Origin of the sequence: Streptomyces sp. SJL17-4, from assembly GCF_036826855.1 — a bacterium.
In the GTDB taxonomy this organism is placed as follows: domain Bacteria; phylum Actinomycetota; class Actinomycetes; order Streptomycetales; family Streptomycetaceae; genus Streptomyces.
In genome coordinates, this window is record NZ_CP104578.1 from 6,775,089 (window position 1) to 6,795,910 (window position 20,822).

Consider the following 20,822-nt stretch of genomic DNA (forward strand, 5'->3'; position numbering starts at 1 on the left):
GCGGTGGGTCAGGGGGTCGCGGCCCCGGAGACCGCCGTGTCGACGGAGGCGTACGTCACGCCGTGGTCGGCCAGGACCTCCGCGACGACCCCGCCGGTCGTGGTGAGGGCGAGCAGGATGTGCTCGTCGCCGATCTCCCGGTCCTTGCGGGCCAGTGCCACCCGGAGGGACTTCTCCAGGACGGTCTTGGCCTCCCGCGAGAAGGAGCGGCGGCCCGACCGCCATCCGGAGTCCTTGCGGTCGCCGGCCAGCGCGCCCTCGCCGTGGGTCTCCTCCACCCGCGCCACGATCGCGCCGACGTCGATGCCGAGGTCCGCCAGCGCCTCCTCGTCCGCCCGGGAGAGCCCCGCCCGGCGCCGGGCGTCGGTCAGCGCGGCCACCAGGGACGGCCGGCGGTCCGGCGGGCACAGGGTGCGCAGGGCCGTCGTCGCCCGGGTGCCCTCCCCGTCGAGCAGGGCGAGGAGCAGATGCTCCTGGGTGACGACCGTCGCGCCACCCCGCTCCGCGTGGTCGACCGCGCCCTTCACCACGGCGCGCGCGGCCTTCGTGAACCGTTCGAACATCACTGCCTCCCGTACTTCTTGTGGACGGCCTGTCGGCTGACACCCAGTTCGGTCGCGATCTCCTGCCACGACCATCCCTGGTTGCGCGCACTGCGCACCTGGACGGCTTCCAGCTGTTCGAGCAATCGCCTCAGGGCGGAGACGGCCCGTAGCCCGACCCGTGGGTCGCGGTCGCCCGCCCGTGCGGCGAGATCGGTCGCATCGGTCATGCCGTCAACTTACGTTGACAGGCCCCTCTCGTCAACCCTGGTTGACATCAAACGACTCGCACAAATATTCGAACATGCTCTAGGCTGAGAGAACGGGAGGGGGCGTTCAGGGACGAACAGGGACAGGAGGCGGAGGAGAGCGACATGATCCTCTGTGTACGGTTCCGGCTCGAACCCCCCGCTTTCGCGACGGGAGGGGCCGAGGCCCTGCTTCCCCCGCTGATCGACCTGCTCGCCGAGTTCACCCCCGTCGTCGAGGCGGCCCCACCCTGCGAGGCGCTCGCCGACGTACGCGGCGCGCTGCGCTACTTCGACCGGAGCCCGGCCGAGCTCGCCTCGGTGATCCGGGTCAGGGCGCTCGCCCTGTACGGCGTCGACTGCGTCATCGGTGCCGGGCCCAACCCGATGCTGGCCCGGATGGCCGCGAGCGAGGCCCGGCCCGGCGCCACCCTCGTCGTCGACGACCCCGCGGCCTTCCTGCGCGACCGGCCGGTCGTCGCGCTCGACGGCGTCGGCCGCGCCACCGCCCGCACCCTCTGCGGCTACGGACTCGACTCCGTCGGCCGCGTCGCCGACGCGCCGCTCGCCGTGCTCCAGCGGCTCGTCGGCGCGAAGACCGGCCGCGACCTGTGGGAGCGGGCCCGGGGCATCGACCGCACCCCCGTCGTCCCGCACGCGGCCTCCCGGTCGGTCGCGGCCGAACGTTCCTTCCCGCGCGACGAGACCGACCGGACGCAGCAGCGCCGGGCCCTCCTCTCGCTCGCCGAGGAACTGGGCACCCGGCTGCGCACGGAGGGGCAGGTGTGCCGCTCGCTCGCCGTCACCGTGCGGTACGCGGACCGGACCACGACCACCCGGAGCCGTACGCTGCCCGAACCCACCGCCCACTCGGCGGCGCTCATCGCCCTCGCGTACGCCGTCCACGACTCCTTCGGCCTCCAGCGGGCCCGGGTGCGGGGAATCGCCCTGCGCGCCGAGGGTCTCGCGGGCGCGGAGGGGGCGGCGCACCAGCTGTCCCTGGACCCGGCGGACGAGAAGGCCCGGCGGATCGAGGCGGTGGCGGACAAGGCACGGGCGAAATTCGGTCCGCGGGCGGTACTGCCGGGCTCACTGGCGGCCTGACGGCCCTTTCGCCGGGCTCTCGTGACGACACATCACTTTTTTACCGACGCGTAACTTCCCAGCCAAGCCTACTCGTGCGTAGCTTGGCTGAAGCGCATCCCCACCGCGCAATCCCCACCGCGACGCGTCACTACCTCGACCGTCGCACGTCACCACCGCGACGCGTCACTACCTCGACCGTCGCACGTCACCACCGCACACCCCCACTTGTGGTCCGGACCGCAGGGCACAGCACCCCCACCATCCCCTTGAGCCGCAAGGAGATCGCCCGATGCTGCCCTGGAAACACGCCGTCAGAGCCCTGTCCGTCCTGCTGCTGACCGCCGCCGCCACCCTCGCCCCGACCACCGCCGCCTCGGCCCGAACCGAGACCGTCGCCGCCACCAGCCGGGGCTGGAACGACTACTCCTGCAAGCCCTCCGCCGCGCACCCGCGGCCCGTCGTCCTCGTCCACGGGACCCTCGGGAACTCCGTCGACAACTGGCTCGCCCTCGCGCCGTACCTGGTCAACCGCGGTTACTGCGTCTTCTCGCTCGACTACGGCCAGCTGCCGAACGTGCCGTTCTTCCACGGTCTCGGGCCCATCGAGGCCTCCGCCGGCCAGCTCGACACCTACGTCGACCGGGTCCTCGCCGCCACCGGCGCCCCCGAGGCGGACATCGTCGGACACTCGCAGGGCGGCATGATGCCCCGCTGGTACCTCAAGTTCCTCGGCGGGGCCGAGAAGGTGAACGCGCTCGTCGGGATCGCCCCCGACAACCACGGCACCACCCTGCTCGGCCTCACCAAGCTCCTGCCGTACTTCCCCGGCGCCGAGGACCTCATCAAGGCCACCACCCCCGCGCTCGCCGACCAGATCGCCGGCTCGCCGTTCATCACCAAGCTCAACGAGGGCGGCGACACCGTGCCCGGGGTCCGCTACCACGTCATCGCGACCCAGTACGACCAGGTGGTCACCCCGTACCGCTCGCAGTTCCTGAGCGGCCCGAACGTCACCAACGTCCTCATCCAGGACAAGTGCGCGCTCGACCTGTCCGAGCACGTGGCGATCGGCACGGTGGACCGGGTCACCTTCCACGAGGTGGCGAATGCCCTCGACCCGGCCCACGCGACCCCGACCACCTGCCTCTCGGTGATCGGCTAGGCCCTCCGGCCCCGGTCCTAGCGCTGGGTACGCCGCCGGCGCGTCGACCCGAAGAGCACGGCCGCGCCGAGCGCGAGCACGGCGGCGCCACCGACCGCGAGATACGGGGTCGTGGCGTCGCCACCGGTCTCGGCCAGCTCCACACCGGAGTCCGAACCGGTCGCCGGAGCAGGCGCGTTGGGCGCGGCGGACGAGGCCTCGGCGGTCTCCGGTTCGGCGGCCGGGGCGGGCTGCGCCTCCTGGCCGGTCTCCTGGCTCGGCTCCTGGCTCGGCTCGGGTGCCGCGCCCGTCTGCTCCGCACCCGTGGAGGCGTCACCGTCCCCGTGCCCGCCGTGCTCGACCGAGGACTCGTCCTGACCGTCCTCGATCTGCTCGTCGCTCGGCGCGGAGGCGGTCGGCGCCGGGGCCGTACCGCCGCCGCTGTCCTTCCCGAACACCACGTCCGAGCAGGTGTAGAAGGCCTCGGGGGAGTCCGAGCGCTGCCAGATCGAGTAGATCAGGTGGCGGCCGGACTTCTTCGGCACCGTGCCCTGGAAGACGTAGTCGCCGCCCTCCATCCGCGGGTCGGTCACCGTGGCGAACGGCGTGTCCTCCAGGTCCGACCACGTCAGCGGCTTCGACGGGTCGTACCCGTCCTTCGTCACGTACAGCGCGAACGAGCCCCGGTGCGGCGCGGTCCCCTTGTAACGGAAGGTGTGCGCACCGGAGTTCATGCTGCTCGCCGGCCAGTCGGCCCGCGCGAGGTCGAGACCCCGGTACTTGTCGTTGGCCGCGCTGCACAGCTTGCCGTCCGGGATCAGCTCACGGTGCTTCCCGGCGGCGTCGGCGATGTTCACCGCGTTCCAGTCGTAGAACGCCTGCGCCCCGCTCGCCGCCACGGCCGCCTTGCAGGCCGCCGACTTCGGCGCCTCGGGCCCCTCCGCGTAACAGGCCGAGACCCGGCTCACCGGATCGGTCATCGACCCGTGCGCGAACGCGGGCGCGGACGCGAGCCCGATCCCGGAGAGAGCCAGAACCGCGGTGGCGGTGACGGCGGCGGTACGGCGAGAAGTCATGGGGGGACAGCTCCTTCACGAGGGTGAGGTGGGGGGTTGCCCAGAAAGCTAGCCGCCCGAATCCACCAAGAACCCGCTGGAGAGCCGGAGAGGACGATCCTTAGGGCCGCTTTAAGGAACGGCTAAGCGGCGGCTGAGGAAGCCCCGGCGCCGACGCCGTCAGCCCAGCCGCCGGTAGCGCCGCTCCGGCCGTCCCGTCCCCCCGTACCGCAGCGTGATCTCCGCTCGGCCCGTCTCCGCGAAGTACTCCAGATAGCGGCGGGCGCTCACCCGGGACAGGGAGCCGGCCTCCGCGCACTCCGTCGCCGACAGACCCTCCGGGTGGGCGCGGAGGACCGAGTCGACCAGGTCGGCCGTATGGGCTGCCAGGCCCTTCGGGAGTTCCCGGGAGCCGCGCGGGCGGGTGCCGAAGATCTGGTCGACGTCCTCCTGGCGGGCCTCGTCGAGTTCGTCGAGACGGCTGCGCAGCGAGGCCACGTGGCGGAGCTGCTCGTGCAGCGCCGCCTGGCTGAACGGCTTGATCAGATAGTGCAGCGCCCCCGCCCGCAGCGCCTCGCGGATCGTGCCCACGTCCCGCGCCGCCGTGATGAAGAGCGCGTCCATGCCCAGGCCCGCCGCCCGCAGCTCCCGCAGCACCTGGATGCCGTCCATGTCCGGCAGGAACACGTCGAGGAGCACCAGGTCGGGCCTGAGCCGCTCGGCCGCCCGCAGGGCGTCGGCGCCGCTGTGCGCGACCCCGGACACCGTGAAGCCCGCCACCGCCGACACATAGCGGCAGTGCAGCTTGGCGACCATGAAGTCGTCGTCCACCACCAGCACGTTCGTCACGACGACCCACGCTAGGTCCCGACCGCAACGACCACAACGTCCGTTGATTGCGGAAGAGAGACAGCTTCTTAACGCGAGGGCAACATGTGGGCCACCTCACACCCCCATTCCCCTTCTACCTGAGAGGCGGCACACGTGCGGTTGCGCACCCCCTTCGCCCTCCTCGGGGCCGCGCTCCTGGTGCTGGTGGGTCCGCCACTGCTCAGTCCCGGCAGCGGCTCCGACACCGGCACCCGGATACCCGGCCTGCGATTCATGGTCCCCAACACCCCCGGCGGCGGTTACGACATCACCGCCCGCACCGCCGCCAAGAACGCCGAGGAGGCGGACCTCACCGGCGACATCGAGGTCTTCAACCTGCCCGGCGCGGGCGGCACCGTCGGCCTCACCCGGCTCGTCGGCGAACGCGGCAACGGCCGGCTCGCCATGTCCATGGGCCTCGGCGTCGTCGGCGCCGTCCACACCAACGAGACCCCCAGAACCCTCGCGGACACCACCCCGATCGCCCGGCTCACCGAGGAGCAGGACATCGTCGTGGTCGGCAAGGACTCCCCGTACAGGACGATCGACGAGCTGCTCGCCGCCTGGAAGAAGAACCCCGGCAAGCTGCCCGTCGGCGGCGGCTCCTCGCCCGGCGGCCCCGACCACCTCGCCCCCATGCTGATGGCCCAGGCCGCGGGCATCGCCCCCAAGGACGTCAACTACGTCCCCTTCGACGGCGGCGGCGAACTCCTCGCCTCCATCCTCGGCGACAAGGTCGCCTTCGGCGTCTCCGGCGTCGGCGAGTACCTCGACCAGATCAAGGCCGGCGAACTGCGCCTGCTCGCCGTCACGGGACCGAAGCGCGTCCCCGGCCTCGACGCCCCCACCCTCCGCGAGGCGGGCCTCGACACCGAGTTCACCAACTGGCGCGGCATCGTCGCCCCGCCCGGCCTCTCCGACGCCGAGCGCGAGAAGCTCGTCACCCTGGTGACCGAACTCCACGACTCCCCGCAGTGGCGCGAGTCGCTGAAGACCCACGGCTGGAACGACGCCTTCCTGCCCGGCGAGGAGTTCGGCACCTTCCTCGCCGAGCAGGACCGCCGCGTCGGCTCCGTACTGAAGGAGCTCGGCCTGTGAACGAGAAGAAGCCCACCCCCAGGGCCTGGCTGCGCGAGCGGTCCGAACTCGGCGTCGGCGTCCTGCTGTTCGTCCTCGGCGTGCTCGTCCTCACCGACGCCCTCACCCTCGACGCCGACCTCGCCGGCCGCGGCCCCGTCGGTCCCGCCACCGTCCCCCTCGTCGTCGGCTGCGGACTGCTCGTCGTCGCCGTCCTCCTCTCCGTCGACGTCCTGCGCGGCGGCCGCGGCGAGGCCGAGGCCGGTGAGGACGTCGACCTGACCGAGCCCGCCGACTGGCGCACGGTCCTGCTCCTCGCCGGCGTCTTCCTCGCCTTCGCCGTCCTCATCGGCCCCGTCGGCTTCCCCGTCGCCGGAGCGCTCCTCTTCTGGGGCGCGGCGTACGCCCTCGGCAGCCGCCACCTCCACCGCGACCCGCTGATCGCAGCCGTCCTCTCGCTCCTGACCTACGCCGTCTTCGACAAGCTGCTCGGCGTCCCGCTGCCCGGCGGTCCGCTGATGGGAGTGATCTGACCCATGGATTCCCTGAACTCCCTCATCGACGGCTTCGGCACCGCCCTCACCCCGATGAACCTGCTCTGGGCCGCCCTCGGCGTGCTCCTCGGCACCGCCATCGGCGTCCTGCCCGGCATCGGCCCCGCCATGGCCGTGGCCCTGCTGCTGCCGGTGACGTACGGCCTCGAACCGACCGGCGCGTTCATCATGTTCGCCGGCATCTACTACGGCGCCATGTTCGGCGGCTCCACGACCTCGATCCTCCTCAACACCCCCGGGGAGAGCGCGGCCGTCGTGGCCGCGATCGAGGGCAACCCGATGGCCAAGGCGGGCCGGGGCGCGCAGGCGCTCGCCGCGGCCGCCATCGGTCACTTCGCCGGCGGCATGATCGGCACGATCCTGCTCGTCGTCCTCGCCCCGACGGTCGCCGCGCTCGCCGTCGACATCGGCGCCCCCGACTACCTGGCCCTGATGGTCCTCGCCTTCATCGCGGTGACCTCGGTCCTCGGCTCCTCCCGCATCCGCGGTCTCGCCTCCCTGCTCATCGGCCTCACGATCGGTCTGGTCGGCCTCGACCAGATGACCGGGCAGCAGCGCCTCACCTTCGGCTCGCTCCAGCTCGCCGACGGCGTCGACGTCGTCATCGTCGCGGTCGGACTCTTCGCCATCGGCGAGGCCCTCTGGGTCGCGGCGCACCTGCGCCGCACGGCGGGGGAGGCCATCCCCGTCGGACGCCCCTGGCTGGGCAGGGACGATGTGAAGCGGACCTGGAAGTCCTGGCTGCGCGGCCCCTTCATCGGCTTCCCGTTCGGCGCGATCCCGGCCGGCGGCGCGGAGATCCCGACCTTCCTCTCGTACGTGGCGGAGAAGCGTCTCTCGAAGCACAAGGAGCAGTTCGGCAAGGGCGCCATCGAGGGCGTGGCCGGACCCGAGTCGGCGGCCTCGGCCTCGGCGGCGGGGACGCTCGTCTCCATGCTGACCCTCGGGCTGCCGACGACGGCCGTCGCCGCGGTCATGCTGGCGGCGTTCCAGCAGTACGGCATCCAGCCCGGCCCGCTGCTCTTCGAGCGGGAGCCCGACCTGGTGTGGGGGCTCATCGCCTCGCTGTTCGTCGGCATGGTGCTGCTGCTCGCGCTCAACCTGCCGCTCGCCCCCGTCTGGGCCAAGCTGCTGCGCATCCCGCGCCCGTACCTCTACGCGGGCATCCTCTTCTTCGCCGCCGTCGGCGCGTACGCGGTGGGCGGCGAAGCGCTCGACCTGGTCATCCTGCTGGTCATCGGCCTGATCGGACTCGGCATGCGGCGGTACGGACTACCGGTCCTGCCGGCCGTCATCGGGGTCATCCTCGGCCCGGCCGCCGAACAGCAGCTGCGCCGCGCCCTGCAGATCAGCGACGGCTCGGTGACCGGTCTGGTGAACACGCCGTTCTCGATCACCGTGTACGCGGTCGTCGTCCTCCTGCTGGCCTGGCCGCTGCTGAGGAAGGTGGCCGGTCGCCGCGCGGCGCGCTGACCGTACGACGGTATGCCCGGCGATGTGCCCAAATCGCCCCCGATGGGGTGAGTTTCGGACAGTGCACGGCTCGATCCGGTATGCCTGGCGGGCAGTACCATCCCCCCACCCCGAAGGGACCCCGCTCATGCGCGTCCGACTCGTCCTCGCCGCAGGCGTCCTGCTCGCCTCCGCCGCCGTCGCCCCTCTCGCCCACGCGGGAGGGGCCGACGGCCGTTTCGGTGAAAGCCTCGCCGCCGACGGCCTCTCCGTCTACGACTACGGAACCGTCGGCGACGACAGCACGGTGACGCTCTCCGGCATGTACCGCTGCCTCGACGACAGCGCCGGCCCCGTCTTCGTCAGCTCCACTCTCGTCCAGGGGAACCGTTCCGCCGGGATCGGAGGCACCCAGGCCGTCTGCGACGGACACCTCCACGAGTGGGTCAACACCTCCGTCGTGAAGGACCCCGCCTACAAGCCGGGCGCGGCCAGGGTGCGCGCCACCCTGATGCAGCTCACGGCCGACGAGACGGGCCTGCCGATGCCCGGCTTCCTCGCCAGCGAGGAGGCGGCCGTCGAACTGCGCTGAGGCCGAGGCGTCAGCGCAGCAGCTCGATCAGACCCTCGCGGCCCAGCACCTCAAGCTCGTCGAGGGCGACCACCGCGCACTCCGCCGCCTCCGGATCGGAGGCGGCGAGCCCGCTCGCCGCGAACTCGTCCTCGTCGAGCCGCAGCACCTCGCTGCCGTCCGCCGACACCCACAGGTCCAGGTCCAGGTCCTCGACCACCACCCCGGAGCCGTCGATCACGGCCGGCCGGGTGATGTCGCAGTACCAGCCCTTCAGAGCGCCGTCGGCGGACCACACCTCCTTGACCGTGAACCAGCGGTCGCGCCAGAAGTGCTCCACGAGGACATCGCCCGGCTCGAACCGCACGAAGCCGAAGTCCCGTACCCCCTCGGCCGCCCACGGCGCGCGCACCGAGAGCCGGACGGCGTCCTCCGTGAGCACCTCCGCCGGGTAGCGGATCTTCGTCCGGCCCGCCTTCGTCAGGGTGACCTCAACCGATCGTCCGGACATGCCGTACCTCCCGTGCGCCGACCTCGTATCCGAACCACTTGTTGATCGCCAGCATCGGCCCGTTCCCGGTGTCGTTCCCGGTGAACGCCTCCGTGCAGCCCGCCGCACGGGCCCGGTGCAGCGACGTGTTCTTGGCGAGCTTGGCGAGCCCGCGTCCCCGGAACGCCGGCGCGGTGCCGGTCATCCCCGAGTTGTACCTGCCCAGACCGTCCGTCTGCGCCGCGGTGAACGCCGCCGGTACGCCGTCCACCACCGCGACCGTCGTCAACGCCCGGTCGAGCAACGGATGCTCCCAGGTCGTCGCCCGCCAGTGCTCGAAGTCCGCCAGCTCGGCCCCCACGTCGCCCGGCTCGTCGGCCGTCGTCACCGCGTCCAGCTCGAACAGCGGCCGCGGGTCCGCCGCGAAGTCCGCCGCGGTCAGCAGCTCGACACCGGCCGGCGGCGCCTGGAGCGGCGGCAGTTCGGCCGCCGCCAGGTCGAGGCGGAGGAAGTAGGCGGAGCGACTGGGCGCATAGCCCCGCCGCTCGGCCCAGGCGAGGTTCTCCGGCGCGTCCAGGACCCAGCTGTACAGGGTCCGCGCGCCCCGCTCGGCCAGATACTCCTCGGCGGCGCGCAGCAGCAGCGTCCCGGTGCCGTGCCCCAGGTGCGCGGGGTCGACGTACACGTTGGCGTAGCCGATCCCGGGCTCCGGCGAGTCGTGCGCGATGCCGACCTGGGCGGTCCCGATGATCCCGCCGGTCTCGGTCACGGCGACGAGCGGGCGGGAGTGGCTGTCGGGATGGGCGTGCGCCCAGTCGAAGACGAGCTGCTCGGCGGTCGCGAGCATGAAGGGCAGGGCGGCCCGCCGGACGCGGGCGAAACCCTCGGCGTCCTCGACCCGTACATCACGCACGATCACAGTCATGTGGCCGCACGCTACGGGCCCGGGACGTCCCGCCGCCTCCCATTTTCCGGTGCGGTGGGGGCAGAATCGGCGGGGTGACACTCACCATCGCCGTGGACCACGAATCCACCACCGCTCCGTACGAACAACTGCGTGCCCAGATCTCGGAGCGGGCCCGGTCGGGCAGACTGCCGGTCGGATACAAGCTGCCGACGGTACGAGGACTCGCGGAGCAACTGGGCCTCGCCGCGAACACGGTCGCCAAGGCGTACAAGGCACTGGAGGCGGACGGGGTGATCGAGACGCGCGGGCGGCACGGCACCTTCGTCGCCGCCGCCGGGGACGCGGCCACCCGCCGGGCCGCCACCGCCGCCGCCCAGTACGCCGAGGAGGCCCGCCGTCTCGGCCTCAGCCGCGAGGCGGCGGAGGCGGCGCTCAGCGAAGCCCTGCGCGCCGCGTACGACAGCTGACCCGCCCGGACGTCTCAGAGATACAGGCCCGCCCCCGCCGTGCGGGGTTCCGGGAGTTCCGCCGGGGGCGTGCCGCGGCGCAGGGCGAACAGCTCGGCCAGCGTCGCGCCCTCGCGCGGCACGTCCTCCGCGCGCCCGAGCCACTCCACGGACTCGGCCCGGCTCAGCGGTCCCACCTCGATCCGGGCCAGGCAGCGGCCCGGCCGGACCACGGCCGGATGGAGCCGCTCCAGATCCTCGTTGGTGGTGACGCCGACGAGGACGTTGCGCCCCTGGCCGAGCAGACCGTCCGTCAGGTTGAGGAGCCGCGACAGGGCCTGGCCCGCCGTGTGCTTCGCCTCGCCCCGGATCAGCTCGTCGCAGTCCTCCAGGAGCAGCAGCCGCCAGCGCCCCTTCGCCGTGCCCTCGTCCTCCCCGATGGCGATGTCCATCAGATAGCCGACGTCGTTGAAGAGCCGCTCCGGATCGAGGACGCAGTCCACCTGGCACCAGTCCCGCCACGACCGTGCCAGGGTGCGCAGCGCGGACGTCTTGCCCGTGCCGGGCGGGCCGTGCAGCAGCAGGAGGCGGCCGGAGATCGACTCGGGCGTCACCCTCATCAGCCGGTCCATCGACTCCGCCACCGGCGCCGAGTAGTTGGGCCGGACCTCCTCCCAGGTCCCGGCGCTGATCTGCCGGGTCGTCCGGTGCGGGCCGCGCCGCGGGGACACGTACCAGAACCCCATCGTCACGTTCTCCGGCTGGGGCTCCGGTTCGTCCTTCGCCCCGTCGGTCGCCTCCTTCAGGACCCGCTCGGCGAGCTCGGCGTCGGAGGCCGTCACGGTGACGTCGGCGCCCCGGTTCCAGCGGGAGATCAGCAGCGTCCACCCCTCGCCCTCGGCGAGCACGGCGCTGCGGTCGTCGTCCTTCGCGGCGCGCAGCACGGTGGCCCCGGCGGGAAGGAGGGTCGCCTCGGGCCTGACCCGGTCCACGGTGGTGCTGTGCGAGTGAGGCTGCTCCCCGGTCGCGAAGCGGCCGAGGAACAGCGCGTCCACGACGTCCGCGGGCGAGTCGCTGTCGTCGAGGGTGAGCCGGATCGGCAGCGACCGCTGCGGCTCGGACGGTACCGGTGGGGTGTCAGCCATGGGCCCATGATCGGGCAACCGGGCATTCCGTGCACCGGGTTTTGAACGGGACGATTCCTCGGACGGCCGCGTCGCGGAGCCGGACCTGGGGCTCAGATCCAGTGACCGCGCGCCGCTCCCCGGGCGCGCCGCGCGAGCGCGTACCCCTTCGTCATGACCCGGTCCGCCGCGAAGCCGCGGGCGATCGCCCGCCCCTCCACGAGCCGGGTGAACTCCTCGACGCCGGTGGACCGGCGCACGGTCACCCGCTCCAGGGCGTACGGCCCCTGACGGCGTCTGGCCAGCGCGTTCCCGACGGCGAGCGCCTGGGCGAAACCGACCTCCCGGACCGTACGGCGGACCCGCCGGCTGGAGTATCCGTACGGGTACGCGAAGGAGACCGGCGCCGTCCCGAGCTCCTCGCCGACGATCTCCCGGCAGCGCAGCGTCTCGAACCGGAGCCGTCGTGCGTCGAGTTGGTCCAGCTGGGGGTGGGTGTGGCTGTGCCCGCCGATCTCCGTGCCCGCGTCGGCGAGTTCGCGCACCTGCGCCCAGTCGAGCATGGTGTCGAGCGCGCCACCCGTCTCGTGCCTGCCGCGCAGCCAGCCGGTGGAGACGAAGACGGTGCTCGCGAAGGAGTGCTTGGCGAGCACGGGCAGGGCATACCGGTGGACGCCCTCGTACCCGTCGTCGAACGTGACGAGCAGCGGCCGCGCGGGCAGCGGACCGCCGGTGCGCCAGGCGGCGGCGAGCGCGGCGGTGGTCACCGGGGTGAACCCCCGCTCGGCGACCACGTCCATCTGCGCCGCGAAGGCCTCGGGGGTGACGGAGAGCCCCAGGGTCGCGGGGGCGGGGTCGGGGTCGACGGCGTGGTACATGAGGATGGGGACGGGGGCGGTGGAGTCGGTGGTGTCGGTGGTGGGGGAGAGGGTGGCGGTGGTGGCGGCGGGTTTTTCGGTCACCGGGCCCCTCCCTCGGCGGCCACGGCGTCATGACGCTCGATCGGCCCCCAGCTGAACGTCGTTCCGCTCCTCCGGGCCCGCAGCGTCCCCAGCGCGTAGCCGCCGGCCGCGACTGTCACCCCGGTGACGATCGCCCCGGCGCGGCCCGCGCCCCCGGAGCGCCCGAGCAGGGCGTCGCGCACCCCGCGCAGGACACCGGAGGGCAACACCCGTGTCGTGTAGCGCCGTTCGGACTCCAGGCCCTTCTGCGCGCCGACGCTGCGGGCGACGAGTGCCTTCGAGAGTCCCTCGGCGTACACCCGGGTACGGAAGTAGCCGAAGCGCTCGCGGACGGCGGGCACCTTGTGGTGGATGACGGCCCGGTCGTCGATGAGCAGGATCGCCTCGGGCAGTGCCTTGGAGAGCCGGATGCACAGCTCGGTCTCCTCGCCGCCGAGCGGCCGCCGGTTGCCGTCCCGCCCGATGCCGGTGGCGAATCCGCCGGCCGCGTCGAAGGCCGTACGGCGGAAGGAGGCGTTGCCGCCGAGCACATTGCGGACCGGGACCCGGCCCGGGGGGAGGCCCAGGTACGTACAGCCGACGACCCAGTCGAACTCCTCGGGGAACCAGGCCGGGCGGTGACCGGAGGCCCAGGCGGGCAGGGTCCGGCCGCCGACGGCCATGACGCGCGGGTCGTCGTAGGCCGCCGCGAAGTGGTGGAGCCAGTCCCGCTCGGCGACGGCGTCGTCGTCGAGGAAGGCCACGAACTCGCCGCGGGCGGCGGCGATTCCGGTGTTGCGGCCGGCGGAGAGGCCGCGGGGGCCCGCGTTGGCGAGCACCCGCACCTCCTCGTTGAGCCGCTGTTCCGCGTACTCCTCGGTCAGCCGGGAGAGGAGCCGCTCGTTGTGGTCGACCACGAGCAGGGTCTCCAGGGCGGGCCGTGACTGCTTCCGTACGGAGTCGACGGCGGCGAGGATGTCCTCCCACCGCTCCTCCGTGTAGACGCAGATCACCACGGAGAAGCCGTGCGGGGACGTGCGGTCGGTCGACGTGCGGTGGGTCAAGACGTCTCTCCCCGGGGGACGTTGACCGAGAACGGGGCCGGCCGGCGGCGGGCTGCCTTGCTGACGGCCTTCTCCTTGAGGATGACCTTCAGGACCCGGATGCCGTCGCGCACGGCGTTGAGGTTGCTGACGCCGTGGATGCGGTTGTACTCGTGGCTCGGCACCTCCTGCACCTTGAGGCCGGCCGTGACGACCCTGATGTTGATGAGGGTCTCGATCTCGAATCCGGTGCAGTCGAGGGTGATCTTGTCGAGGCAGTGGCGCCAGAAGGCGTTGTAGCCGTAGCAGAGGTCGGTGTAGCGGGCGCCGAACTTGCGGTTGACGAGCGAGCAGAGGGCCCAGTTGCCCAGTCTGCGAATGGTCGTCATGTCGTCCGTGCCGCCGCCGTTGGCGAAACGGGAGCCCTTGGCGAAATCGGCACCGCCGACGAGGGCGGAGACGTACGAGACGATCTCCTGGCCGTCGGCCGAGCCGTCCGCGTCGACCATGACGATGATGTCGCCGGTGCAGGCCGCGAAGCCGCTGATCAGCGCGTCGCCCTTGCCCTTGCCGACCTGCTTGACCACCTTGACGTCCGGCCAGAGTTCACGGGCGACATCCACCGTGTTGTCCGTGGAATTTCCGTCGACGAGAACGACTTCGTGAATCCATTCCGGCAGTGTCTTGAACACGTACGGAAGATTTTCTGCTTCGTTCATCGCGGGAATGACAACACTCACCGGCGGAGTGATCGCCAGATGTGAGGTGATGGCCCGGTACTGGGCGGCTATTCGACTCGGCTCGGTCATTTCTTGGCCCGAGGCGGATGGGCGCAGGAACGAGCTCATGGGTCTGGTTTCCCTCTCGTCCGGTGGGCCGCCCACCCCTTGGGCGGTCCGATGGTGTGTCCGGTTCGAAAGGGGGGTTCTCGCCACGCCCGCGCGGAAGCGATCTCCGTACGGAACAGGCGAGTTGGCATGTCTGGCCGCGCGGTACCCGCGACTCGGCGCACGTTCGAACACCGAGCACGGCACCCCCCTACCGCGCCCCGCACCGGGACCATCAGCGACGCTAGAGCCCTCCCCTGAGCCGCTGTGCGTGATGGATCGGTGCGGGTGAGATGTACGACGGTATTGATGAATGGGACTGTATGGCAAGTCCCTGATCTGTGGCCCGCTTTTCCGTGGTTTGGCGAAGCTTCGACGGTCAGATGTGCAACCGTCCCGATCGGATTCGGTCAATCCGTTTGCGTGTGGGGAACGGTGATGCGGGATCAGGCTTCTGTGCTTTGTTGTGTGAATGTGTCGCGTTCCCGTTCGACCGTTCGGCGGGACCGGAGCCTCCGCTTCCTGTCCTCTTTTCGATCGCCCGTCTGTCGCCCGTCGCCCATGGCTGGAACTCGACGGTCATCGACAGGGGTTCGGGAGACGTTCGGCACCAGTTTTGACATGAACACTTCCGGCGCGGCGGATCCGATGCTACTACCTGGTAGCGCAGAGATCCTGCTACAGGGAGGTTCCATGAGACTGTCCCGTTTTGCCGCCGTTTCGTCCTCGCTCCTGCTCGGTGCCGTCCTCGCCCTCACCGGGGCGGGCGCCGCCCAGGCCGCCGAGACCGCCGCGCTCGACTACGTGGCCCTTGGCGACTCGTACTCCTCCGGTGTCGGCGCAGGGAGTTACGACAGCGCGAGCGGCGACTGCAAGCGCTCCACGAAGGCGTATCCGGTGCTGTGGAAGAACGCGAACGCACCCTCCTCCTTCGCTTTCACCGCCTGCTCGGGCGCCCGAACGGGTGATGTGACCGCCAATCAGCTCGGCCCCCTGTCGTCCGCGACCGACCTGGTCTCCGTCACGATCGGGGGAAATGACGCCGGTTTCGCCGACGTCATGACGACCTGTGTGCTGCAGTCCGAAGCCACGTGCATCAGCCGTGTGAATCAGGCCAAGAGCTACGTCGACACGACGTTGCCCGGCAAGCTCGACTCCGTCTACACGGCGATCAGGAACAAGGCACCCGCCGCCCATGTGGTCGTCCTCGGCTACCCGCGCTTCTACCAGCTGGGCGGCAGCTGCATCGCCGGCCTGAGCGAGAACGAGCGCCGAGCCATCAACGGAGCCTCCGACTACCTCAACGCCGCCGTCGCCAAGCGTGCGGCCGACCACGGCTACACCTTCTCCAGCGTCGTCCCGGCGTTCACCGGACACGAGATCTGCTCCGGTTCCGCCTGGCTGCACAGCGTCAACTGGCTCAACATCGGGGAGTCCTACCACCCGACGGCCGCAGGCCAGTCCGGCGGCTACCTGCCCAGCTTCAGGAACGTGGTGTAACCGGACCGCCGCCCGCGCCGTCCGTGGCGCCGGGGCCGGCCGGAGCGGTGCTCGTGACACCGCCCGGCCCGGGCCCGGCGCCTCGCTCGTCGTCCCGGACCAGGTGATACGCCAGGGCTCCCGCGATGAGCAGCGCGCCGATCAGTCCGGCGAGGAGGACATGGGTACGGCGGGGTGACGTCTTCCCGGGGGACGGCTCGGCCGCGGCCGGTGGCGAACTTCCTGTCGCTGGGCCGCTGTTGACGGTGCCGTCTTCCGGCTGCCTGCCTGGTTCGGCCGTCGCAGGGGTGGCGGGTGCTCCTGTGTCGGAGTCGCCCGGCGCGGGCCGCCGCGCCCCGCCCGTCGCCACCCGCCGCAGCTCCCGCTCGACCCGGTCCGCCGGCGGAGGGTGCTCGGGGTCCTCGTTCGAGAGCCCCTCGACGAGAGTGCGGAGCTCCCCGGCCCGGTCGTCCTTCGTGGGCAGCGGCGACGGCAGTGCCGACGCCGCCGCACCGAGAAGCCTCCCGAGGGCGCGCAGCTCCGCCGCCGGTCCCGGATCGTCCTCCGGAGCCGTGCCGACGCCGGTCACGACGATCCGTCCGTCGTTGGCGAGGAGGACGTGCCCCGGATCCACCTCCCGGTGCGGGACGCCCGCCTCGCGCGCCGCCCGCAGTCCGGCGAGCACCTCGGCGCCGACGCGCGCCGCCTCGCGCGGCGGCAGCGGCCCGGCCGCCTCCAGCGTCTCGGCGAGGGTGAGGCCCCGTACGAGCTCCATGACGACCCAGGGTCGGCCGTCCTCCGTGGCGACGCCGAGGATTTGTACGAGGGCGGGGTGGGAGATCCGTGCGGCGGTCCGTGCCTCGCGCTCGCGCCGGGCGTACAGGAGAGGTACCTCGTCCGCGGGGAGGCCGTCCGGGGCCCGGAGCTCCTTGAGGGCCACCTCGCGGCGGTCCGTCTCGTCGAGGGCGCGCCAGACGGTGCCCGTCGCCCCCTCGGCGAGCACGTCCAGAAGCCGGTAACGACCCGCGATCACCGTCATGGATCCACGGTAGCCGAGGGGTGTTCTCCCGTCCCCGGTCCGTCGGTGGGCGACGGAGACGATCTTGGTGGTGGAGATCACACCGGTCCGGGTGTGCGGGGGTGCGGGTCCGGAAGGCAGGATGGTTCGTGACGGTTCGGCAGGTGTTCGAATCCTGTCCAACTCGCCCTGGAATCAGATGGATTCGGACGGTGACCGTCAACCCCCGTACGAGTGCCGTGAATCCCGTCGCCGGGATACACGGGTGTCACCGCGGGGCGATAGGGTTAACCTGCCCTGGGTCGGGTGCCCTTGTACGGGTGGGGAGTGACATGGAACAGATAGCAATGCGCAGCAGGCCGCGAGTGCCTGCCATCACCTGCGGGAGCAGCGCGACGAGTTCGCGGCTCGACCGTCATCTCGCGGTGCTCGGCGGTCCCGCCGTGCCCCAGCGAGAGGTGGCCGAGGCGACGCTGCTGATGCGTGAACTGACGTCGCGTACGCCCGAGGTTCCGGTGCACGGTCACCGCAGCCGCAGCGCACGGGTCTCGCTCTTCGCCCCGCTCCGCCGCCTGCGCCGCTCCCTCTTCGGGACGCGCCACTAGGAGCCGGGCACACCGGGCCGAGCAACCCCGAGGTTCCCGCCCGCTCCGCCCGGTCGCCCGTACGACTCCGAACTGCACGACTGCACGGTTACATCGACTGTCACGGCTACGTCGACCGTCACGACTGCGACCTCGCCGGACGTGTCCCCGCCCGTCCGGCGCTCAGTCGTACCCGGCCGCGGGCCCGACCCCGCGAGCGGGCGGAGTCGGCAACCCGCAGGGCCTCGGCGAGCACGCCCGCAGGGCCTCGGCGAGCACGCACGGCCGCAGCGATCCCGCCCGCACAGCCTCAGGCGATCACACCCGCAGCCCTCAGCTCCTTCACTTCCGCCTCCGGCACCCCGAGCGCCCCGAGAACCTCGTCCGTGTCCTGTCCGAGGGCCGGGATCCGGTCCATGCGCGGCTCCGGCGCGTCCGGGAACACGATCGGCGGCAGCAGCGAACGCAGCGGCCCGACCTGCGATTCCACCTCCCGCCAGCGGTCACGGGCCGTCAGCTGGGGATGGTCCGCGAGCTCCGCGACCGAGTTGAGCCGGGCGCAGGCGATGCCCGCCGCGTCGAGCCGGGCCAGCGCCTCGGGTGCCGTCAGCGGGGCCAGCGCCGCCGCGACCACCGAGTCCGTCGCCGCCCGGCCGGCCACGCGCGCGGTGTTCGTCGCGAAGTCCGGGGCGTCGGCCAGCTCGGGCCGGCCGAGGACCTGCTCGGCGAGCCGCCGCCACTCACGGTCGTTCTGCACGGAGAGCAGCACCAGGCCCCCGTCCGCCGTCGGATAGGCGTCGTACGGGGCGATCACCGCGTGCGCGAGCCCCGTTCGCGCCGGGGGCGTACCCCCATGCATGCCGTAATGCAACGGGTGCCCCATCCACTCGGCGAGCGAGTCGAGCAGGGAGACCTCCACCGGACCGCCCCGGCCGGTCGTGCCGCGCCGTACGAGCGCGGCGAGGACACCGGAGAACGCGTACATCCCGGCGGCGATGTCGGCCGCCGGGATCCCGGACTTGACCGGCTGCTCCGGCGTCCCGGTCACCGACACCAGGCCCGCCTCGCACTGGACGAGCATGTCGTACGCCCGCTTGTGCGCGTACGGTCCCTCCGCCCCGTATCCGGAGACGTCCACCGCGATCAGCCGAGGGTGCGCGGCGCACAGGGTGGCGGCGTCGAGACCGAGCCGGGCCGCCGCCCCCTGGGCGAGGTTCTGCACGAAGACGTCCGCGCCGGCCACAAGGCGCCGGACGAGGGCGAGGCCGCGCGGGTCCTTGAGGTCGACCGCCACGGACTCCTTGCCGCGGTTGCACCACACGAAATGGGACGCGAGGCCCCGGGCGGCCGTGTCGTACCCCCGGGCGAAGTCCCCGCCGTCGGGGCGCTCGATCTTGACGACGCGGGCGCCGAGGTCGGCGAGCTGCCGGGTGGCGAAGGGGGCGGCGACGGCCTGCTCGACGGCGACGACCGTGACGCCTTCGAGGGGGAGTGGCTGAGTGCTCATGAAAGCCCTGCCTACCTTGCGGGGCCGGTCCTTGTCACCAGGGGACATCTCACCCCCGCCGGGTGCCGGGGATCGTCAGCCCCGGGTGTAGCGGCGGACGGCGAGCGGGGCGAAGAGGGCGATCAGACCGAGCGACCAGAGCAGCGCTCCGGCGACCGGGTGGGCCACCGGCCAGGCCGCGTCCGCCGGGACGGGAGCGTTGCCGAAGAGGACCCGTACGGCCGTCGTGACCGCCGAGATCGGGTTCCACTCGGCGACCGTGCGCAGCCGGCCCGGCATGTTGTCGGTCGGGATGTACGCGTTGGAGAGCAGCGGCAGCATGAAGGTGGCGCTGCCGAGCTGGCCCGCCGCCTCCTCGCTCTTCGAGGCCAGGCCGAGCAGGATGCCCACCCAGGTCGTCGCGAAACGGAAGAGCAGCAGCAGACCGAAGGCGCCCAGGGCCTCCGGCGCCGTCCCCTCGATACGCCAGCCCATGGCGAGCCCGGCCAGGATGAGCGGCACGGTGCCGACGGCACTGACCACGAGATCGGCGAGCGCCTGCCCGAGCGGCACGGCGGACCGGCTCACGGGCATGGTCCGGAAGCGGTCCATGACACCCCGGTGGGCGTCCTGGGCGGCCTGGAACATGCCGGTCATCAGGCCCCCCGCCGCCGTCGCGACGAGCAGGCCCGGCACGAGGTGGGAGCGGTACTCGGCGCCCGGCATGGCGAGCGCGCTGCCGAACACGTACCCGAAGAACAGCAGGAACACGATCGGCATCGTCTGCGTCATCACGGTGATCGCGGGCGCGTGCCGGATGCGCAGGAGATGACGGCCGAGGACGGCCGCGCCGTCGTGGACGAGAGCGGTGCTCGCGGGGCGGGTTCCCTGCTCCTGGACGAGAGCGGTGCTCATGCGACGAGTTCCTTCCGGTCGGTGAGGCGCAGGAACACCTCGTCGAGGGTGGGCGGACGCAGCGAGGCGTCGACGAGGAGGACCCCGGCCGCGTCGACCTCGCGGACGATCCGGGGGAGGGTGAGCGTGCTGTCCGTGGTCACCGCGCCGACCGTGCGGCGCTCGGGGTCCAGGACCGGGGCCGCGCCGGTCAGCCGGTCGAGGGCGGCCGCGGCCGCTTCGAGAGCCGAGGGGTCGGCGACGACGACCTCGGCGTAGCTGCCGACGAGCGCCTTGAGCTCGGCCGGGGTGCCGCGGTGGGCCGCCCGTCCCTCGTCGATCAGGACGATGTCGTCGGCGAGCTGGTCCGCCTCCTCCAGGTACTGCGTGGTCAGCAGCACCGTGGTGCCCCGGGACGCCAACCCCCGTACGGCGTCCCAGATCCCGTTGCGGCTGTGCGGGTCGAGCCCGGTCGTCGGTTCGTCCAGGAAGAGGACTCGCGGCGGTACGAGCAGACTCGCGGCCAGATCGAGCCGGCGCCGCATGCCGCCGGAGTAGGTGCGGGCGGGGCGCCCGGCGGCCGCCGTGAGGCCGAACTGTTCCAGGAGCTCGTCGGCGCGGGCCCGGGGGGCGCGCAGCAGTCGCGCGAAGAGCCGCAGGTTCTCGGCGCCGGTCAGGTCCCCGTCGACGGAGGCGTACTGCCCCGTGACCGCGATCCGCTTCCGTACCCCCGCCGGGTCGCGCACCACGTCGTGACCGGCCACCAGGGCGCTGCCCGCATCGGGCCTCACCAGGGTCGTGAGGACACGGACGGCGGTGGTCTTGCCGGCGCCGTTGGGGCCGAGGACGCCACAGACCGTGCCCTCGGGGACGGCGAGGTCGAGGCCGCGGAGGGCGTGGACATCGCCGTATCGCTTCTGCAGACCCTCACTAAGTACAGCGTACGTAGTAGTCATGGCGCGACCATACCGCACTACGTACGGCGTA

At 72.1% G+C, this 20,822-nt stretch carries 23 protein-coding genes; 9 read left to right on the forward strand and 14 right to left on the reverse strand.

What is annotated here, in order from left to right; translation table 11 throughout:
- Positions 1-8 precede the first annotated feature (8 nt).
- Positions 9-563, reverse strand: a complete 555-nt coding sequence (locus N5875_RS30475) for a Clp protease N-terminal domain-containing protein (protein ID WP_318207000.1) — start codon at positions 561-563, stop codon at positions 9-11.
- Positions 563-772 carry an HTH domain-containing protein gene (locus N5875_RS30480; protein WP_030315760.1) on the reverse strand — a complete coding sequence of 70 codons (210 nt, stop codon included), beginning with the start codon at positions 770-772 and terminating at the stop codon, positions 563-565. Before N5875_RS30480 ends, N5875_RS30475 begins: the two co-directional genes overlap by 1 nt.
- Positions 773-916: 144 nt before the next feature.
- Here N5875_RS30480 and N5875_RS30485 point away from each other — a divergent pair, with 144 nt between their 5' ends.
- On the forward strand, positions 917-1,894 hold the full coding sequence (locus N5875_RS30485) for a hypothetical protein (protein WP_318206999.1): 978 nt from the start codon (positions 917-919) through the stop codon (positions 1,892-1,894).
- A gap of 271 nt (positions 1,895-2,165) precedes the next feature.
- Positions 2,166-3,038: an alpha/beta fold hydrolase gene (locus tag N5875_RS30490; protein WP_338497391.1), complete on the forward strand. Its 873-nt coding sequence runs from the start codon at positions 2,166-2,168 to the stop codon at positions 3,036-3,038.
- A 17-nt stretch (positions 3,039-3,055) separates the two neighbouring features.
- On the opposite strand, the gene N5875_RS30495 is transcribed toward N5875_RS30490, so the two are convergent.
- Together N5875_RS30495 and N5875_RS30500 are read right to left on the reverse strand one after the other, a co-directional pair.
- Positions 3,056-4,093, reverse strand: a complete 1,038-nt coding sequence (locus tag N5875_RS30495) for a lytic polysaccharide monooxygenase (RefSeq protein ID WP_318206997.1) — start codon at positions 4,091-4,093, stop codon at positions 3,056-3,058.
- A gap of 159 nt (positions 4,094-4,252) precedes the next feature.
- Positions 4,253-4,921 (reverse strand): response regulator, encoded by a 669-nt coding sequence (locus N5875_RS30500; RefSeq protein ID WP_187622842.1) that lies wholly within the window; start codon positions 4,919-4,921, stop codon positions 4,253-4,255.
- A gap of 135 nt (positions 4,922-5,056) precedes the next feature.
- Between N5875_RS30500 and N5875_RS30505 the strand changes: the two genes are divergently transcribed.
- From N5875_RS30505 to N5875_RS30520, 4 genes are all read left to right on the forward strand, one after another.
- On the forward strand, positions 5,057-6,040 hold the full coding sequence (locus N5875_RS30505) for a tripartite tricarboxylate transporter substrate binding protein (protein WP_318206996.1): 984 nt from the start codon (positions 5,057-5,059) through the stop codon (positions 6,038-6,040).
- Positions 6,037-6,552, forward strand: a complete 516-nt coding sequence (locus N5875_RS30510) for a tripartite tricarboxylate transporter TctB family protein (RefSeq protein WP_318206995.1) — start codon at positions 6,037-6,039, stop codon at positions 6,550-6,552. Before N5875_RS30505 ends, N5875_RS30510 begins: the two co-directional genes overlap by 4 nt.
- A 3-nt stretch (positions 6,553-6,555) precedes the next feature.
- Entirely contained in the window at positions 6,556-8,046 is a 1,491-nt protein-coding gene (locus N5875_RS30515) for a tripartite tricarboxylate transporter permease (RefSeq protein WP_318206994.1), read from the forward strand.
- Positions 8,047-8,173: 127 nt separating this feature from the next.
- The gene (locus N5875_RS30520; protein ID WP_318206993.1) at positions 8,174-8,617 is read left to right on the forward strand and encodes a DUF6299 family protein; all 444 of its coding nucleotides are present in this window, start codon (positions 8,174-8,176) and stop codon (positions 8,615-8,617) included.
- Between the two features lie 10 nt (positions 8,618-8,627).
- On the opposite strand, the gene N5875_RS30525 is transcribed toward N5875_RS30520, so the two are convergent.
- Together N5875_RS30525 and N5875_RS30530 are read right to left on the reverse strand one after the other, a co-directional pair.
- On the reverse strand, positions 8,628-9,107 hold the full coding sequence (locus N5875_RS30525; protein WP_318206992.1) for a DUF402 domain-containing protein: 480 nt from the start codon (positions 9,105-9,107) through the stop codon (positions 8,628-8,630).
- Complete coding sequence (locus N5875_RS30530; RefSeq protein WP_318206991.1) at positions 9,088-10,011, reverse strand: GNAT family N-acetyltransferase; 924 nt, start codon at positions 10,009-10,011, stop codon at positions 9,088-9,090. Before N5875_RS30530 ends, N5875_RS30525 begins: the two co-directional genes overlap by 20 nt.
- A 74-nt stretch (positions 10,012-10,085) precedes the next feature.
- On the opposite strand from N5875_RS30530, the gene N5875_RS30535 reads away from it, so the two are divergent.
- Positions 10,086-10,460 (forward strand): GntR family transcriptional regulator, encoded by a 375-nt coding sequence (locus N5875_RS30535; protein WP_266890161.1) that lies wholly within the window; start codon positions 10,086-10,088, stop codon positions 10,458-10,460.
- A 14-nt stretch (positions 10,461-10,474) separates the two neighbouring features.
- Here the strand turns inward: N5875_RS30535 and N5875_RS30540 are convergent, their stop codons facing one another.
- The 4 genes from N5875_RS30540 to N5875_RS30555 all read right to left on the reverse strand — a co-directional run bounded on the left by N5875_RS30540 (position 10,475) and on the right by N5875_RS30555 (position 14,395).
- On the reverse strand, positions 10,475-11,584 hold the full coding sequence (locus tag N5875_RS30540; protein WP_318206990.1) for a DUF5925 domain-containing protein: 1,110 nt from the start codon (positions 11,582-11,584) through the stop codon (positions 10,475-10,477).
- A gap of 92 nt (positions 11,585-11,676) precedes the next feature.
- Positions 11,677-12,441, reverse strand: coding sequence for a polysaccharide deacetylase family protein (locus N5875_RS30545; RefSeq protein WP_318207372.1), 765 nt, complete (start codon positions 12,439-12,441; stop codon positions 11,677-11,679).
- 80 nt (positions 12,442-12,521) lie between these two features.
- Complete coding sequence (locus N5875_RS30550) at positions 12,522-13,568, reverse strand: glycosyltransferase family 2 protein (protein WP_338497401.1); 1,047 nt, start codon at positions 13,566-13,568, stop codon at positions 12,522-12,524.
- On the reverse strand, positions 13,565-14,395 hold the full coding sequence (locus N5875_RS30555) for a glycosyltransferase family 2 protein (RefSeq protein ID WP_318206988.1): 831 nt from the start codon (positions 14,393-14,395) through the stop codon (positions 13,565-13,567). Before N5875_RS30555 ends, N5875_RS30550 begins: the two co-directional genes overlap by 4 nt.
- A 672-nt stretch (positions 14,396-15,067) precedes the next feature.
- On the opposite strand from N5875_RS30555, the gene N5875_RS30560 reads away from it, so the two are divergent.
- On the forward strand, positions 15,068-15,874 hold the full coding sequence (locus tag N5875_RS30560) for an SGNH/GDSL hydrolase family protein (RefSeq protein ID WP_318206987.1): 807 nt from the start codon (positions 15,068-15,070) through the stop codon (positions 15,872-15,874).
- Here the strand turns inward: N5875_RS30560 and N5875_RS30565 are convergent.
- Complete coding sequence (locus N5875_RS30565) at positions 15,858-16,892, reverse strand: serine/threonine-protein kinase (RefSeq protein ID WP_338497404.1); 1,035 nt, start codon at positions 16,890-16,892, stop codon at positions 15,858-15,860. The two genes, N5875_RS30560 and N5875_RS30565, sit on opposite strands and share 17 nt — an antisense overlap.
- Positions 16,893-17,203: 311 nt before the next feature.
- Here N5875_RS30565 and N5875_RS30570 point away from each other — a divergent pair, with 311 nt between their 5' ends.
- On the forward strand, positions 17,204-17,476 hold the full coding sequence (locus N5875_RS30570; protein ID WP_030315798.1) for a hypothetical protein: 273 nt from the start codon (positions 17,204-17,206) through the stop codon (positions 17,474-17,476).
- A 289-nt stretch (positions 17,477-17,765) separates the two neighbouring features.
- Here the strand turns inward: N5875_RS30570 and N5875_RS30575 are convergent, their stop codons facing one another.
- The 3 genes from N5875_RS30575 to N5875_RS30585 form a co-directional block, all read right to left on the reverse strand.
- Positions 17,766-18,962 (reverse strand): CaiB/BaiF CoA-transferase family protein, encoded by a 1,197-nt coding sequence (locus tag N5875_RS30575; protein WP_338497406.1) that lies wholly within the window; start codon positions 18,960-18,962, stop codon positions 17,766-17,768.
- Positions 18,963-19,037: 75 nt separating this feature from the next.
- A complete protein-coding gene (locus N5875_RS30580) occupies positions 19,038-19,856 on the reverse strand; it encodes an ABC transporter permease (protein WP_338497408.1) in 819 nt (272 codons plus the stop codon).
- Positions 19,853-20,791, reverse strand: a complete 939-nt coding sequence (locus N5875_RS30585; protein WP_318206983.1) for an ATP-binding cassette domain-containing protein — start codon at positions 20,789-20,791, stop codon at positions 19,853-19,855. Before N5875_RS30585 ends, N5875_RS30580 begins: the two co-directional genes overlap by 4 nt.
- Between the last annotated feature and the right edge of the window lie 31 nt (positions 20,792-20,822).

Coding starts and splice junctions, on each gene's coding strand:
- N5875_RS30475 (WP_318207000.1), bottom strand. CDS start 563: ATGTTCGAACGGTTCACGAAGGCCGCGCGCGCCGTGGTGAAGGGCGCG.
- N5875_RS30480 (WP_030315760.1), bottom strand. CDS start 772: ATGACCGATGCGACCGATCTCGCCGCACGGGCGGGCGACCGCGACCCA.
- N5875_RS30485 (WP_318206999.1), top strand. CDS start 917: ATGATCCTCTGTGTACGGTTCCGGCTCGAACCCCCCGCTTTCGCGACG.
- N5875_RS30490 (WP_338497391.1), top strand. CDS start 2,166: ATGCTGCCCTGGAAACACGCCGTCAGAGCCCTGTCCGTCCTGCTGCTG.
- N5875_RS30495 (WP_318206997.1), bottom strand. CDS start 4,093: ATGACTTCTCGCCGTACCGCCGCCGTCACCGCCACCGCGGTTCTGGCT.
- N5875_RS30515 (WP_318206994.1), top strand. CDS start 6,556: ATGGATTCCCTGAACTCCCTCATCGACGGCTTCGGCACCGCCCTCACC.
- N5875_RS30520 (WP_318206993.1), top strand. CDS start 8,174: ATGCGCGTCCGACTCGTCCTCGCCGCAGGCGTCCTGCTCGCCTCCGCC.
- N5875_RS30525 (WP_318206992.1), bottom strand. CDS start 9,107: ATGTCCGGACGATCGGTTGAGGTCACCCTGACGAAGGCGGGCCGGACG.
- N5875_RS30530 (WP_318206991.1), bottom strand. CDS start 10,011: ATGACTGTGATCGTGCGTGATGTACGGGTCGAGGACGCCGAGGGTTTC.
- N5875_RS30540 (WP_318206990.1), bottom strand. CDS start 11,584: ATGGCTGACACCCCACCGGTACCGTCCGAGCCGCAGCGGTCGCTGCCG.
- N5875_RS30545 (WP_318207372.1), bottom strand. CDS start 12,441: ATGTACCACGCCGTCGACCCCGACCCCGCCCCCGCGACCCTGGGGCTC.
- N5875_RS30555 (WP_318206988.1), bottom strand. CDS start 14,395: ATGAGCTCGTTCCTGCGCCCATCCGCCTCGGGCCAAGAAATGACCGAG.
- N5875_RS30560 (WP_318206987.1), top strand. CDS start 15,068: ATGAGACTGTCCCGTTTTGCCGCCGTTTCGTCCTCGCTCCTGCTCGGT.
- N5875_RS30565 (WP_338497404.1), bottom strand. CDS start 16,892: ATGACGGTGATCGCGGGTCGTTACCGGCTTCTGGACGTGCTCGCCGAG.
- N5875_RS30570 (WP_030315798.1), top strand. CDS start 17,204: ATGGAACAGATAGCAATGCGCAGCAGGCCGCGAGTGCCTGCCATCACC.
- N5875_RS30575 (WP_338497406.1), bottom strand. CDS start 18,962: ATGAGCACTCAGCCACTCCCCCTCGAAGGCGTCACGGTCGTCGCCGTC.
- N5875_RS30580 (WP_338497408.1), bottom strand. CDS start 19,856: ATGAGCACCGCTCTCGTCCAGGAGCAGGGAACCCGCCCCGCGAGCACC.
- N5875_RS30585 (WP_318206983.1), bottom strand. CDS start 20,791: ATGACTACTACGTACGCTGTACTTAGTGAGGGTCTGCAGAAGCGATAC.